This window comes from Brevibacillus brevis (assembly GCF_900637055.1).
Lineage (GTDB): Bacteria > Bacillota > Bacilli > Brevibacillales > Brevibacillaceae > Brevibacillus > Brevibacillus brevis.
Map to the genome: position 1 here is coordinate 4,376,324 of NZ_LR134338.1, position 13,380 is coordinate 4,389,703.

13 protein-coding genes are annotated in these 13,380 nt (G+C 46.1%); 5 read left to right on the forward strand and 8 right to left on the reverse strand.

Going from position 1 to position 13,380, the window contains the following annotated elements:
• Positions 1–62: 62 nt before the first annotated feature.
• Both EL268_RS33480 and EL268_RS21035 read left to right on the forward strand, forming a co-directional pair.
• Positions 63–239, forward strand: a complete 177-nt coding sequence (locus EL268_RS33480; protein ID WP_232029980.1) for a hypothetical protein — start codon at positions 63–65, stop codon at positions 237–239.
• A gap of 22 nt (positions 240–261) precedes the next feature.
• Complete coding sequence (locus EL268_RS21035; protein ID WP_232029982.1) at positions 262–651, forward strand: M67 family metallopeptidase; 390 nt, start codon at positions 262–264, stop codon at positions 649–651.
• A 37-nt stretch (positions 652–688) separates the two neighbouring features.
• On the opposite strand, the gene EL268_RS21040 is transcribed toward EL268_RS21035, so the two are convergent.
• From EL268_RS21040 to EL268_RS21065, 6 genes are all read right to left on the reverse strand, one after another.
• Positions 689–877 carry a hypothetical protein gene (locus EL268_RS21040; protein ID WP_106655778.1) on the reverse strand — a complete coding sequence of 63 codons (189 nt, stop codon included), beginning with the start codon at positions 875–877 and terminating at the stop codon, positions 689–691.
• Between the two features lie 16 nt (positions 878–893).
• A complete protein-coding gene (locus tag EL268_RS21045; RefSeq protein WP_007726971.1) occupies positions 894–1,190 on the reverse strand; it encodes a ferredoxin family protein in 297 nt (98 codons plus the stop codon).
• The gene (locus EL268_RS21050) at positions 1,190–2,485 is read right to left on the reverse strand and encodes an FAD-dependent oxidoreductase (protein WP_106655777.1); all 1,296 of its coding nucleotides are present in this window, start codon (positions 2,483–2,485) and stop codon (positions 1,190–1,192) included. The genes EL268_RS21045 and EL268_RS21050 overlap by 1 nt, the downstream gene beginning before the upstream one ends.
• Positions 2,478–3,500 carry an electron transfer flavoprotein subunit alpha/FixB family protein gene (locus tag EL268_RS21055; protein WP_106655776.1) on the reverse strand — a complete coding sequence of 341 codons (1,023 nt, stop codon included), beginning with the start codon at positions 3,498–3,500 and terminating at the stop codon, positions 2,478–2,480. Before EL268_RS21055 ends, EL268_RS21050 begins: the two co-directional genes overlap by 8 nt.
• Positions 3,497–4,327 carry an electron transfer flavoprotein subunit beta/FixA family protein gene (locus EL268_RS21060; RefSeq protein WP_106655775.1) on the reverse strand — a complete coding sequence of 277 codons (831 nt, stop codon included), beginning with the start codon at positions 4,325–4,327 and terminating at the stop codon, positions 3,497–3,499. The genes EL268_RS21055 and EL268_RS21060 overlap by 4 nt, the downstream gene beginning before the upstream one ends.
• Positions 4,328–4,526: 199 nt before the next feature.
• Entirely contained in the window at positions 4,527–6,788 is a 2,262-nt protein-coding gene (locus tag EL268_RS21065; RefSeq protein ID WP_106655774.1) for an immune inhibitor A domain-containing protein, read from the reverse strand.
• A 398-nt stretch (positions 6,789–7,186) separates the two neighbouring features.
• Between EL268_RS21065 and EL268_RS21070 the strand changes: the two genes are divergently transcribed.
• Both EL268_RS21070 and EL268_RS21075 read left to right on the forward strand, forming a co-directional pair.
• Positions 7,187–7,945, forward strand: a complete 759-nt coding sequence (locus EL268_RS21070; protein ID WP_106655773.1) for a TrmB family transcriptional regulator — start codon at positions 7,187–7,189, stop codon at positions 7,943–7,945.
• A 219-nt stretch (positions 7,946–8,164) separates the two neighbouring features.
• A complete protein-coding gene (locus tag EL268_RS21075) occupies positions 8,165–8,797 on the forward strand; it encodes a class I SAM-dependent methyltransferase (RefSeq protein ID WP_106655772.1) in 633 nt (210 codons plus the stop codon).
• A gap of 696 nt (positions 8,798–9,493) precedes the next feature.
• Here EL268_RS21075 and mraY read toward each other — a convergent pair.
• Positions 9,494–10,450 (reverse strand): phospho-N-acetylmuramoyl-pentapeptide-transferase, encoded by a 957-nt coding sequence (gene mraY, locus EL268_RS21080; protein WP_106655771.1) that lies wholly within the window; start codon positions 10,448–10,450, stop codon positions 9,494–9,496.
• A 270-nt stretch (positions 10,451–10,720) separates the two neighbouring features.
• Here mraY and EL268_RS21085 point away from each other — a divergent pair, with 270 nt between their 5' ends.
• Positions 10,721–11,908: an MFS transporter gene (locus tag EL268_RS21085; RefSeq protein ID WP_106655770.1), complete on the forward strand. Its 1,188-nt coding sequence runs from the start codon at positions 10,721–10,723 to the stop codon at positions 11,906–11,908.
• Positions 11,909–11,984: 76 nt separating this feature from the next.
• On the opposite strand, the gene EL268_RS21090 is transcribed toward EL268_RS21085, so the two are convergent.
• Positions 11,985–13,316 (reverse strand): ATP-binding protein, encoded by a 1,332-nt coding sequence (locus EL268_RS21090; protein WP_174769459.1) that lies wholly within the window; start codon positions 13,314–13,316, stop codon positions 11,985–11,987.
• Between the last annotated feature and the right edge of the window lie 64 nt (positions 13,317–13,380).

Below are 13,380 nucleotides of genomic sequence, written 5' to 3' on the forward strand. Positions count from 1 at the left end.
CCGTTACCATGTGCAGCCATACTGAATACAACATAGTACAGTCCAGAAAGGGAGGAAAAACCATGACACCTGAACAAATGCGTGCACTGTACCAACAGCGTCAACAACACCCAGTCCAACCTACCCAGCGTCGAATGCCGCCATCACCTTTGCCAAAATCCGGTCCGGTTCACAGAGTCCAACCGTCTGTCCAGACTAAAACGAGTGGAGGTTGCTGCGGCAGGCGTTGGCAGGGCTAATCTTATCGAGACCCCGTTTCCCATGACCCGTGCAGTCTGGGATGAGATCATCCGAGATTCCCTGGAGAAGAAGCCAAATGAAACATGCGGATTGCTTTCCGGTAGAAATGGGAGTGCACAGACGGTTTGGCGTATGGAGAATACATTAAAAAGCCCGGTCGCCTTTGCCATGGACCCCAAGCAGATTCAACAGGTTTTCCACAAAATGGCGTTGCGTGGGGAGCATTTGGTCGGGATCTATCATTCCCATCCTACTGCACCTCCCATTCCGTCACCCGAAGATATTGCTTTCTGTCATTACCCGGAGGCCGCGTATCTCATCGTATCGCTCGCTTCTTCCCAACCCGTTCTCGGCTGTTTTCGAATCGAGGGGTCTTTTGCTCGTGAGTATCCTTATATAGTCCGTAACTAATGGTCAAATTCACTCAAAACAAAAGAACAGTGGGAATTTACTCCCGCTGTTCTTTCAGTTTTTGAAGATCGCCATTTTCCAATGGACTGGTTAGCAGCCATTCCTTTTTCTCCCAGCTGACAAAATCATCTTCCCACTTTATCTGGAAGCGGTCCTCCTCAATATGAATGACGACTCCCTTTGCGCCATCCTTTACGTATACGACCAGATCGCCTACTTGTATCACCGTTCATCGCCGCCCATTACCCGAGTCTGAAAATGATTCCGTGTCCACCCTTCGGATACACCCATTTGATATTTTCGTACGGGCAACCAATGCGGCAGCTCCCACACTCGTGGCACCCTTCGTAACCGACGTGCATCCGCACTTCTTCCCATTTGTATACTTCCGCAGGACAGAAGATGGTACAGAGCTTATCAGGGCATTGCGTCGCACAAACATCTGCGGAGAGCACATGCAGATGTGACTCCGTATCCGCTTTGAAGCGCACGAGATACTGTTTCTCTTCGATTGACTGGCCCTTCGGTAGATCCTGCATCACTTCATCACCCTCCACGCATTCATCAAATCACGCGCCATTTTCCATTTATCCTTCGCAGAGCCGAGGTCGCTCCAAATTTTCTTTTGCTTGCTCCATTTCGAGCTGCCATCAACCGTGAACATCTGACTCGCCGCTTTGTTCATCATCGGAATATACTGTTCGAAATACTGCGGGAATTTTTCAAAGTGATGCGTTGCGTCCTTGTACTTTTTCAAATCTTGGCCGACAAAGCTGTTCAATAGATTGATTCGGTATCCGTCGAGCATTTTTTCGGAATAGTCCCCTGCCTCTTTTGCCGCCAGGATCGTTTCCGCCGCCATGACACCCGATGCCATTGCCATATTCGATCCCTCACGATGGATCGCATTGACGAGCTGGGCAGCATCTCCTACGACAAGTACACCATTGCCGACAATTTTGGGAATGGAACGATATCCACCCTCGGGAATCAGGTGCGCCAAGTATTCCTGCTGCTCACAGCCTTGGATATACGGCCGAATCATCGGATGATTCTTTACATAGTCCAACAACTCATACGGCTTGATCTTGTTTTTGATCAAACCCGACAGCATCGTCCCTACCCCAATGTTCAAGCTGTCCTTATTCGTATACAACCAAGCCGTCCCCAAAATCCCTTTGGTCGAATCCCCGAAAATTTCAATCGTACAACCGTGATCGCCCTCCAAGTTAAAGCGATCCTCGATTATTTTGCGATCCAGCTTCAGTACTTCCATGACAGCGAGCGCTACTTCATCTGGGCGAAACTCTTTGTGGAACCCTAACGATTTTGCCAGCAAGGAGTTCACTCCGTCTGCCAGAACGACCACATCTGCGTATAGATCCCCATCCGGTCGATCTGTTTTGACACCGACTACTTTGCCATTTTCAACAATGCACTCCAAAGCGACGGTCTCATTGAGTAGAAGTGCTCCCTGCTGCACGGCTTTATCTGCAAACCATTGGTCAAATTTCGCCCGCAGCACCGTGAAATTGTTATAGGGTTCCTGGGCCCACTCCATGCCCTTATAGCTGAAATTGATGGCTGATTCCTTATCGAGCATCATGAACCGCTGCTCGACAATCGGCCGTTCAACAGGCGCCTCCTTGTAAAATTCGGGGATGATGTCTTCCATCGTTTTGCGATACAAAACACCTCCCATGACGTTTTTGGAACCCGGATATTCCCCGCGCTCCATCAACAGAACATTTACACCCGCTTTGGCAAGCGTATAAGCACAAGCTGTTCCAGCCGGACCTGCTCCGACAATAATTACATCAAATTTCTCAGCCATACGTTACCTCCTTGTCCGGCTCCTTTTGGAATGCTTCAATGAGCAATGGCACAATTTCAAAAGCATCACCGACAATACCGTAGTGACAAGACTGGAAGATGAGTGCATTCGGATCTTTATTGATGGCAATAATCAATCCCGAGTTGCGCATGCCGACCAAATGCTGAATAGCTCCCGATATGCCGATGGCAAAGTAAATTTTGGGCGTGACAGTCACTCCCGTCTGCCCTACCTGATGTTCATGACCGATCCAGCCTGCTTCCACCGCATCTCTGCTGGCCCCGACGGTTGCCCCGATTCGTTCTGCGAAGCGATGAATAAGTGCAAAGCCTTCCTTGCTTCCGAGTCCCTTGCCACCAGCGACGATCACATCAGCTTCATCCAGCCGCACCTTTTCCTTCGTCTCCCGGACGATTTTTAGTACTTTTGTGCGAATGTCTTCTTCACGCAGCTCCAGGCTTTCTTCCATGATCTCTCCTGTACGTGACTCGTCTGGCTCAAGCGCTTTCATGACTTTTGGGCGAACGGTCGCCATTTGCGGTCGATGTTTTTTGCACAAAATGGTTGCCATGATGTTACCGCCAAACGCCGGACGGCTTGCCTCCAATAAACCTGTCTCCGCGTTCACATCGAGCATGGTGGTATCAGCAGTCAGCCCTGTCTCCAAGTCCGTCGCGACAGCGCTCGCCAAATCTTTTCCCGTTGAAGTCGCCCCGTACAAGATGATTTCCGGCTTGTGCTTTTGGACACATTCGATGACTGCCCGCATATAGGACTCTGTTCGGTAATCATGAAATATCTTTTGATCGTATACATACACTTGGTCCGCTCCGTATGGAAACGCCGTGTGGGCCAACTCCCTGATTCCATCTCCGATTAACAAGCCAGCAAGCGGCACGTCTCGCTTGTCAGCCATTTGTCTTCCCGCCCCCAGCAGTTCGAGTGATACAGGCGCGATACGGCCGTCACTCACCTCTAAAAACACCCAGATGCCACGAAAATCATCCAGATTCATATCTGCTCCTCCTTTACCCGAAACAGTCGCTGTTTATCGTGCAAAATTTCCATCAAGCGTGCGATTTGCTCGCTGGCGCTTCCTTCGAGGATTTCACCGCCTTTTGGCTTCTCTGGTGGCCAAACTTTTGCAACGATGGTAGGAGAGCCCTTCAGACCTAACTGTGTCCGATCGATATCCCCCAAGTCATCGACGGACCAGACAACAGGATGATATCTAGCAGCTCGAAGCATGTTGGGCAGCGGAGAATAGGGCACTTCGTTAATCTCCTTCTCCACGGAAAACAAACAAGGCAAGGTCGACTGAATGACTTCATAACCATCCTCCAGCTTTCGATGCACAATGGCGTAACCTTGCTCTTTGTTTATCTCCACTACTTTTTTCACACACGTAAGCGGTGGAATATCCAACCGTCTGGCGACACCCGGTCCGACTTGTCCCGTATCACCGTCGATGGTCATCTTCCCGCAAATGACGAGGTCGACTGGCTGGCTTTCTGCAATCTTTTCAATGGCTTTGGTAATCGCATAGCTGGTCGCCAATGTGTCTGCTCCGGCAAATGCACGATCCGTTACCAGATAGCCAGCGTCTGCTCCGATCTCGATACATTTCCGAATGGCCTTCACCGCTGGCGGAGGTCCCATGGTGACGACGGAGACCACACCCCCATATCGATTTTTCAACCGAACGGCCTCCTCCACCGCGTGTGCATCATACGGGTTGAGAATGGCTGGCGCACTGGCGCGATCCATCGTATTCGTCTTCGGATTCATCTTGATGATTTTGGTGTCCGGCACCTGCTTAATGCAAGCAACAATGTGCAGCATGATTGATCCCCCCTTGCTGCCGGGCGCGATTCCTATGCCTGTACAAAAGGTTGCCTTTCTTACGCGCAATCAGATCAGGCAGCTTGTCGTTCATTGTTATAGCCTATTTCGATCAAGCCGAGCTTAGACCAGTAATCATAGAAACGAAAAAGACGCCAAACATCAGCTTGGCGCTGTGTGGCGTCTTTAGGCTTATGGATTAATCTTTATCAATGGAGAGTTCAATCGTAGCATCCGTGAACTTCTTGGAAACTCTTTTCAGTTTGATTTCCAAACCGATTTGCGGCAGGATTTTACCGACTTCCGGTACTTCCGGCATCGAGTAATCATCACTGTCTTTAAACTCAGTAACGCCATCCAACGGCTCGTATTGCATCGTTCCCAAAATGTAATCCAGATCAATTCCAGATGTATCGTTCGGGCTAAACGCAGCGTCGTTCACTTGGTAACGGGAATCTGCAATTGCCTTTTTGTTACCTTCATCATTGTTCCAATAACGTACTTCCTGATGGGCATCTACTACACCGAGCATACCGTAGCCTGGATGCAGGCTTGTATTGTTGTCACGGGATCTTTCGTAACGCCCATCAAAGTACCAGATGACCATACCTGGGTCATACGTGAAGAAGGAATCGTTGCGACGGAAATGCTTCAATCCAGCGTCAATTCCTTCATGAGAGCGCAGCTCAATCAGGTAGTACGCATCGAACATTTTTCCTTTTCCATCGAAGTGAGTGAAGCCATCCAATTTGAACTTCTTCTCACCCTCTGCATCATCTGTGAAGATGACTTGTCCATCTGCCTCTACTTCGAAGTTATCCAAATAGAAGCCATCCATCACGAAAGCAACATCCGTCACATAGTTAAACTCGACTTGTACCTTTTTACCGACGAACTCGTTCAGGCTGATTTCTTCTTTGTCCCAGCCTTTTGTTACGTCATCGTATTTTTGAACTTCTTTTTTCTCGCCTGTATCTGCATCGATTACATTGACGTACACGTAGTCATAGCCTTCCTCAATGCTTCTCCACGAATCGAATTTCATCGTTGCGGAGCCGACCCCTGTTAAATCAATCACATCGGACGTCATTTTTGTATTCAGCTTGTTGCCTTCATCCGAGAAGTATGCATATCCGCCATCTTTTGGCTCAACCGGCGGTTTCTTTTCGACCTTAGGCATGTTCAGCTTGATGACCTTACCGTCCTTTTCAAGGCTGCTCGCATCAATGAGTCGAAGGGTTCTCTTGCGCTTCTCTACATTCTTGTAGTCCAGCACATGCGGATTAATCCAGTTTCCGCCGAACATTTGCTGCAGAACCATTTTGGACCAAGGATCAAGGCCAGTAGGTTCCGTTTGGAAAACCTTACCTGTGTGGCTACCAGACGACATGAGGGACCAAGCACCTACTGGCGAATCTTTTCCGCCTCTTGTCGTGTCATACAAGTCTGGCAAACCGAGATTGTGTCCGTATTCGTGAGTGAATACACCTGGTGCGCCATCCTCTGGTTGGATCATGTAATCAAACGCTTTGAGGCTTGTGCCTGGAATATCCACTGGTTTTTTCAAGGTCCAACGGTGAGACCAGATCGCATCTGGGTCTTCCCCTGTCTCTTCTCCGATCCCTGCATGAACAAGCATGAGGTTGTCCAGATTGCCATCCGGCTCCATTAGGTCTCCATCACCATCGATATCATACGGATCGCGCTGATCGTACAATTCCTCTTTCCCAGCAATGGATTCCCCAACTGCCTCAAGCGTCTCGATTACCAGATCGCGCGGATTGGAATCGTCACCGGTTTTCGAGTTTTCTCCATAATATTTGTAGCTATTCTCTGCCATTTGCCATGGCGTTACCACACCATCAACCGTCCACGTTTTTCCCGATTGCAGATAGAAGTATTTCGCCATCGTTGTCATGCTGATTCCTTCAGGAGTTTCGTACCCCTTCTGATCAAACAGCATCTCTTTATAATGCTTTTCGTTAAAGTCTTTCGTCCAAAGCGAGTCACTCACTTTTGGTAGCTCGTTATGCTCCCGGTCAGGGAACTCGACAAGAGCGACAACGATGTTATCGGTATGTAGTCGTTTGGAAGAGCGCAATTCATCGCCGTCCTCCATCTCAGCCACTTTCTGCACAGCCTCAGCCAATGCTGCCTGCTGTCCTCTGCTCGCTTCCTTACCGTAAGAGGACGATTCATCAATGCCGTGCGGTACTTTCTTGTCTTCCAAATACTCGAGCAACGCCTCGTCAATCTCTTCCTGATCGGCGTCTTCATCAATGATTCCTTGCTCCATTAACCCTTTAATCAGTCGCTCCAGGTTAACAGTGGACAAATCTACATGCAGATCATGCTTGTCCTCTTTTGGTTTGGCCAAACCTGTTGCAGGTGCAGCCACGAAAGTACTGAGCACGAGTGAGGAGGAAAATAAAACGGATAAGAGCTTTTTGCTTTTCTTCACTACGGTTCACCCTCTTTTTCTATCTATTTGTGATGCATCGGAAAAATCAAACCCCCAATTCCGATTATTCATAATTATTACGCCATACGTAATCTTTGCCAAATTTTTTCCTTCGACAAAAAAACCTTCCCGTTCAAAAGAAGTTGCTCAATAAGGCTATCGAACTAGTTACAGCAAGTGCCGAATTTTCGGCTAATCATTTATACATAGGGTCTCTATTTGATATATGCTTGGTGTGTCTACTGCCTAAAGACCTACAATAAATATAGCGAATATCGTCGAAAAAACTCGATTCTTTTCGATAAAATATCCCTATCGTCTCCTCCTCTTTCTTGCAAAACAACTCGATTATCGGTACGATCGAATAAAAATGCTCGTGTTTTCCATGGAGGATTTTGATGCTGCAAACATTTGGTTTTTCTCTGTATGAGAGTAAAGTTTATGAAGCGTTGGCATCTAGCGGAGAGCCTCTCGATGCAGCAATGGTCGTGAAGCATTCGGGGGTGCCAAAGGCAAAAATTTATGAGGTGTTAAATCGTCTGGTAGAAAAGGGGATGGTCCTTGACACCGTATCGGAAAAGAAAAAGCGGTATACAGCCCTTCCTCTGGACAGCCTGGTAGAAAAGCTGACCCGCCAATTTCAAACCGACGTCAAAAAATTGACCAGCTCCCTTTCTCACAAAACTGTGCGCGATGACCGAGTCTGGAGCCTGAAGGTTGACGAATCGATCCGTGCGGAATGCAAACAATTGATCCAGCGGGCAACACGGTCTATTCGTATCTCTGCCTGGTCCGATGATTTTTTGGAGTATGCACCCTTACTGGAGATGAAAGAAAAGGAAGGCGTTGAGATCGAAGCCTTGGTGATTGGGCAGATTAGCACCAAATTGTCCTGTGTTCATTCCTTTATCCCTGTACAAGAGCATCAAGGCTTGGAGCGCTATCAGCTAATCGTAGCGGACCAAGATGAAATGATTTTTGCAGGCGAGGAGGACACGGGCTGGCATGCGATCAAGACACGCGGTCAACCGTTCGTCAAATTTTTTGCCGATTCTTTTTACCATGATGTCGCACTGACAAAAATCACCCAAAAATATGTGGATCAACTGTTTGACGATGAAGAAATCCGCAAGATGATCATCCGCCTCCGATACTGACAATGCCTAGGACTTTCAGCCATTTTAATTACGAGTCTGTAAAGCTTGATAGGGATCTCGCCAACAAAGTGCGGTTAACTTAACTAGTCAGAATGGGTGACTTTACAGTATTCAATGTAGAGCTGCCCATTCTTTTTATTTCATCAAATACTAGATATCTATATTCAATTTTATAGTATTCATAGTACATTGAGATAGGTGTTTAAGGAGGTTCTGACCATGACGAAACGTTCAGAAGCTGAACATTGGAACGAGGTGTTTGCCGATGTGAATCTCGGCAAGCCGCAAGAGGATTTTTGGCTGGAAAAATACGAGCCGATGCTAGCATCGGCCCAAGATGGACCGGTCATTGATCTTGGCTGCGGATATGGCAGCGACACTTTGTTTTTAACGGAACGAGGTTATCGGGTCATCGCCTGCGACTTCTCCTCTGAGTCGTTGGCGATTATACGCAAATATGTGCCAGGTGCTGAAACAAACCTATTCGATATGACAGGAGGATTGCCGTTTCCGGATGGTAGCGCGAGGGCGGTTGTCGCGGATTTGTCCCTGCATTATTTTCACTGGGACGATACTATTTCTATTGTTAGCGAAATCGCGAGAATTGTCGGCACTGGTGGATTGCTGCTAGCCCGCTTGAATTCCACGCGCGATGTTCATTACGGTGCCGGCCAGGGCATCGAATTGGAACCCCGTTATTACGAGCATGAGGGGCGGCGGAAACGTTTTTTTGACGAAGCAGATATGCATCGGTTGTTTGACGGATGGGCGATCAACGTGTTGACGGAAACGGACATGCACCGCTACCGGAAGCCGAAAATTTGCTGGGAGATGGCAGCTTGCGTCCGCTGATTGCAGCCTCGGGAGGGGAGCTGTGTGTGCCGACGTACGGAGATTAGTTAACTTGCCGATGTGAATCCGACCGTCGGGACAGCTGGTCGAAAGCAGTCGGACAAAGAGACTTAAACCTTTTTTGTTCCGCTAACGGGGATCGATAGTGCAATAAACCAAAAAACAATCTAACACTTTATTTTCGTGTTATTGACTGGTTTTTGGTTTATAAAGCATGGATTAGTCTAAATTCTCCTCGAACAGAGATAATTAAAAACTTAAAACTACATTGAATACATGTAAACAAAGTGACAAGCATTGGTTTAACAATGATTGTCACTTTGGAGTTAAGATAACGTTAAATTTTGTACGCTAAGCACTAGTTGACAGAAAAATTGCCGGTGTCCTGTACGCTAAGGATCACCGGCTTCGATTTTTCTTTGTATGTTCAACAATCGGGCCATTTAGTTGAAGATCGTTTTCACATAAAAAATCTTACTATTATGCCTAAATGTAGCACCCCTACAAGTGCACCTTTTTATACTATTAAAAAGGAGTTCGATGACAAAATGGAGATCATCTCCATTTATTTATTTATCGGGGTATTGATTAGTACATCAATTTATTTGGTGGCAGATTTTCGACCTTGGCATTTTTTTTCTGCTTTGTGCATTGCTTGGTTACCTCTACTATTCATCGGAATGATTATAACTTTATTTATGGATTTAGGAAAAATCTCCAGTAAACTAAACAGATAAAAGCACAAAACCACGAAATAAGTCCAAAAATCGCTACAATTGTAGTTTCGGACCACCCATATTTTAAGCGAAAGTGAAAGTGAATCGGTGTCATTCTGAAAATACGCTTATGAGTAAGTTTAAAGGAGGAAACTTGTAAAATAACCGAAAGTTGTTCAGCAAAATATATAAAGAATAAAATGGGAATTAAAATTTCAACTTTCTCAAGAACAGCAAGAAATGAAAGCGATCCTCCTATCGCTAATGATCCCGTATCCCCCATAAAAGCTTTGGCAGGATATATATTGTAAATGAGAAAGCCGAGTAAACATCCAATCATAACTAAACAAAAAATTTGTACCTCTAATCTGTCTGAGACCATAAAAAAGAAAAAGTATGTAGGGATTGCAACAACTCCTAAAAGACCGTCTAATCCATCCGTGAAATTTATAGCATTTGCAGAACCTACGACAAATAAGGTAATGACAATGACGTATAACACCATTGGAAGATCCAATGAAATATGTTTAAAAATATCAATGCTGGTGTCTACGCCTAGCTCGTTGATCACGTAAAAAAGCAAAGTACCCGTAAACGTAAATTGAAAAATAAGTTTGGTCTTACCCGATATCCCTCCTGGATCTTGCCGAGAAGCCTTCCAAAAATCGTCCAAAAACCCGACAAAACTAAAAAGAATGTAGGTAATAGACAAAAAATACATGATTGGAGTAGGTGAAAAAAGAATTGATACGATAATTCCAACAAACAGAATAATTCCAAACATTAACGGGGTTCCATTTTTTAACTGATGATCTGAAGGAAGCTCTTTTCTTATCGGTTGAATGAGCCTAAGCTTTCTCAAAACGGCTATTAATAGTGGAGATAAAATTGAAACGACTATAAAAGCAATTAACGCTGGGATTATTTGATTACTCACTTTTCATTTACTCCTTTTCTTTTTACTAACTATATTAATTTTCTGAAAAATTCATTCACTTCCTCTATTTCATACAATATTTATGTAAATGTTTATTCAAGAAAAGCGCGAGGGCATACGTAATCCGTAACACAAGTCCCCCTAATACCTTATTAAAAACTGACAGTTGGCCGGAGTCTTTTCTACTTGTATGGAGAAATTTCTAGTTGCACAAGACTAAAAAGGTTACTATTATGGTAGTAACCTTTTTAGTTGAGAGGAGCTATTGTTTTGAATCCACGTGTCTTCATCTTAGCGATTGCTACCTTTGTCGTTGGTACGGTGGAATTGATTATCGGTGGTACGCTCGATCTGATTGCTCGTGATCTTCAGGTATCGATTAGCGCTGCCGGACAATTAATCACCATATTCTCGCTTGCCTTTGCTGTTGCCGCTCCTCTGCTCCTGCATGTTACGAGGCGTGTCGAGCGCAAAAAGCTATACTTGTATGCATTAGCGGCCTTTTTCCTGAGTAATGTGCTCGCAGCACTTAGTCCGAGCTATGCTGTATTAATGACGGCACGCATTTTGAGCGCAGCAAGCAGTTCCATCCTGATTGTGCTGTCGATTACTATTGCGACGAGTCTTGTGGAACCTGCCTATCGAGGCCGTGCCATTGGCGTTATTTTCATGGGGATTAGCGGTTCGCTCGTGCTCGGCGTCCCTGTCGGACTGGCTCTGGGGAATGCCTTCGGATGGCGTGCCCCGTTCTGGCTGATTGCGGCTCTAAGTGTCGTTGCAATGATTTTTATCCTCTTGTTTTTGCCAAAAGTTCAAACGGCACCGCCGATTCCGCTACGTGATCAAATGACTACCCTCCGTAGCGGCAAGTTATTCAGTGCCTTGTTTATCGTCTTGTTAATGCTGACAGGTCACTTGACGCTGTATGCATACTTTACCCCTTATCTGCAAACGACGATGAATGTGGACGGAACGACACTGAGCTGGATTTATCTCTTGTTCGGGATTGCTGCCGTTGCAGGCGGTGGGATTGGCGGTTGGATTGCAGACAAATGGGGAGCAACCAAGAGCATTCTGTTCATCATTCCCGTGTTTGGCTTGATCATGTGTGTCTTGCCGTTTTTTACAGGCTCGCTTTATTTGTTCTTGCCGATCATGGCAATCTGGAGTGCGCTTAGCTGGGCTATTTCGCCAGCACAGCAAAACTATTTGATCACCTGCTCACCTGCTACCGCAGACATTCAATTAAGCTTGAATACCTCTGCCCAGCATTTAGGTATCGCCCTTGGCTCTCTGGCTGGCGGTCTCGTCGTCGAGCGATCATCCGTCATCTACACGCCTTGGGTTGGAGCCGTGTTCGTCCTGCTTTCGTTCGGGTTTGCCTTCTACTCGATTTCACGTCCATTTCAAGCACAGGAAAGCCAAGTAGTGCAGCCTTCGCCAGGACAAAATGCATAGCAACTCGCAAAAGCAAAAAGCCGTCAACGAATTGACGGCTTTTTCTTATCATCCTAGAATCGTTTTCGTTACGAGCCTACTTCACTGGCAACCGGACGGTAAACCTCGTGATTCCCCGCTCGGACCAAACCTCAATTTTCCCCTTGTGCTTGTGAACAACTGAATCTACGATCGTCAGACCCGTTCCGCGCCCACCGCATTTTTTCTCTGTTTTCGTTGTATAGCCATTCTCGAAAATACGTGCACGTTGTTCTGGCGTTATTTCCGGTCCTGTATTTTCCACTCGGAAAATAACGTGGTCTTCATCACAGCAAAAATAAATGCTGACTCGCTTTTCCCCATCCGCTAACTCAGCCGCTTCAATCGCATTATCAATAAGATTCGATAAAATTTTGATCAGATCAATGGAAGGAATGCTATCGATTGGATCAGAACATTCTTCAAATTGCATCACGATTTGTTTGGATTTAGCCTGCTCCCATTTGGTGTGAAGCAATACCATTAAGGCAGGATTTGCAAACCTCACGGTGAGGTCCAAAAGCTTGGTTTCTTTCAGCAACGACTGCACGTAATCTCGTGCTTTTGGATAATATCCGCATTCGATCAAACCGTAGAGCACTTGCATGTGATTGACGAAATCATGGCGTATGGAGCGCATCGAACAAATGACTGAGCGCAATTCATCCTGGTAAGTTTCTTCCGTCTCGCCAACTGCTGCCTTGATGGCGCGTTGGTACCAGCGTTCCATGCAAAGAACCAGGAAGATCAGTACGACGACAAACAAACCTTGAATCGCAAAAACAGGAATGCTGCTACGAACGACATCATTTCCAATGTCCTCGACGATGGCTACGTCCGTATCTACTCCGACTATTCCGATGATTCTTCCTTCTCTATCTCTAAGCGGCGCACCCGCAGACATGTAGACCCCGTAATCTGGATCTCTGATAATATCTGAGTAGTACGTTGATGATCCTTCGTAAATCATTTGAATGTGCTCAGGATATAGAACAATAGGAATACCGATATCAAAATTTTGCTGCGCATTTGGAGGCCTTGAGACGATCATCGCGCGACCACTTTGCCTGTCTTCATTGATTTGAATCGTGTATAAATACAGCAGACCGAACTGCTCTCGTGCTTGATTCAATTGCTGTTCGATTCGTTTATAGGCGGGGGTCTCTTTTACCGGATTTCGTAAAAACTCCTGATACGCGTCAACATCTAGACTGTCTGCTACTGTAGAAGCGGCTTTCATGCTTTGATTCGCAATGGAGAGTCGGACGGATTGAATCGTATTAAAATAGGAAATCGCGATGCTTACACAAGTCAAGATCAAAACAAGGATGCCAGAAACGAGCATAATGATTAGAACTCTGGGATTTTTTGGTTGTGTTGGACTCGTCATAATCTCCTCAATCCATCTGTTCAAAAAGTCGTCTTTTGATTACGCAGTTGTACTAAAAACACGA

Coding starts and splice junctions, on each gene's coding strand:
- EL268_RS21075 (WP_106655772.1), top strand. CDS start 8,165: ATGACGAAACGTTCAGAAGCTGAACATTGGAACGAGGTGTTTGCCGAT.
- EL268_RS21035 (WP_232029982.1), top strand. CDS start 262: ATGACCCGTGCAGTCTGGGATGAGATCATCCGAGATTCCCTGGAGAAG.
- EL268_RS21045 (WP_007726971.1), bottom strand. CDS start 1,190: ATGCAGGATCTACCGAAGGGCCAGTCAATCGAAGAGAAACAGTATCTC.
- EL268_RS21090 (WP_174769459.1), bottom strand. CDS start 13,316: ATGACGAGTCCAACACAACCAAAAAATCCCAGAGTTCTAATCATTATG.
- EL268_RS21050 (WP_106655777.1), bottom strand. CDS start 2,485: ATGGCTGAGAAATTTGATGTAATTATTGTCGGAGCAGGTCCGGCTGGA.
- EL268_RS21055 (WP_106655776.1), bottom strand. CDS start 3,500: ATGAATCTGGATGATTTTCGTGGCATCTGGGTGTTTTTAGAGGTGAGT.
- EL268_RS33480 (WP_232029980.1), top strand. CDS start 63: ATGACACCTGAACAAATGCGTGCACTGTACCAACAGCGTCAACAACAC.
- EL268_RS21060 (WP_106655775.1), bottom strand. CDS start 4,327: ATGCTGCACATTGTTGCTTGCATTAAGCAGGTGCCGGACACCAAAATC.
- EL268_RS21070 (WP_106655773.1), top strand. CDS start 7,187: ATGCTGCAAACATTTGGTTTTTCTCTGTATGAGAGTAAAGTTTATGAA.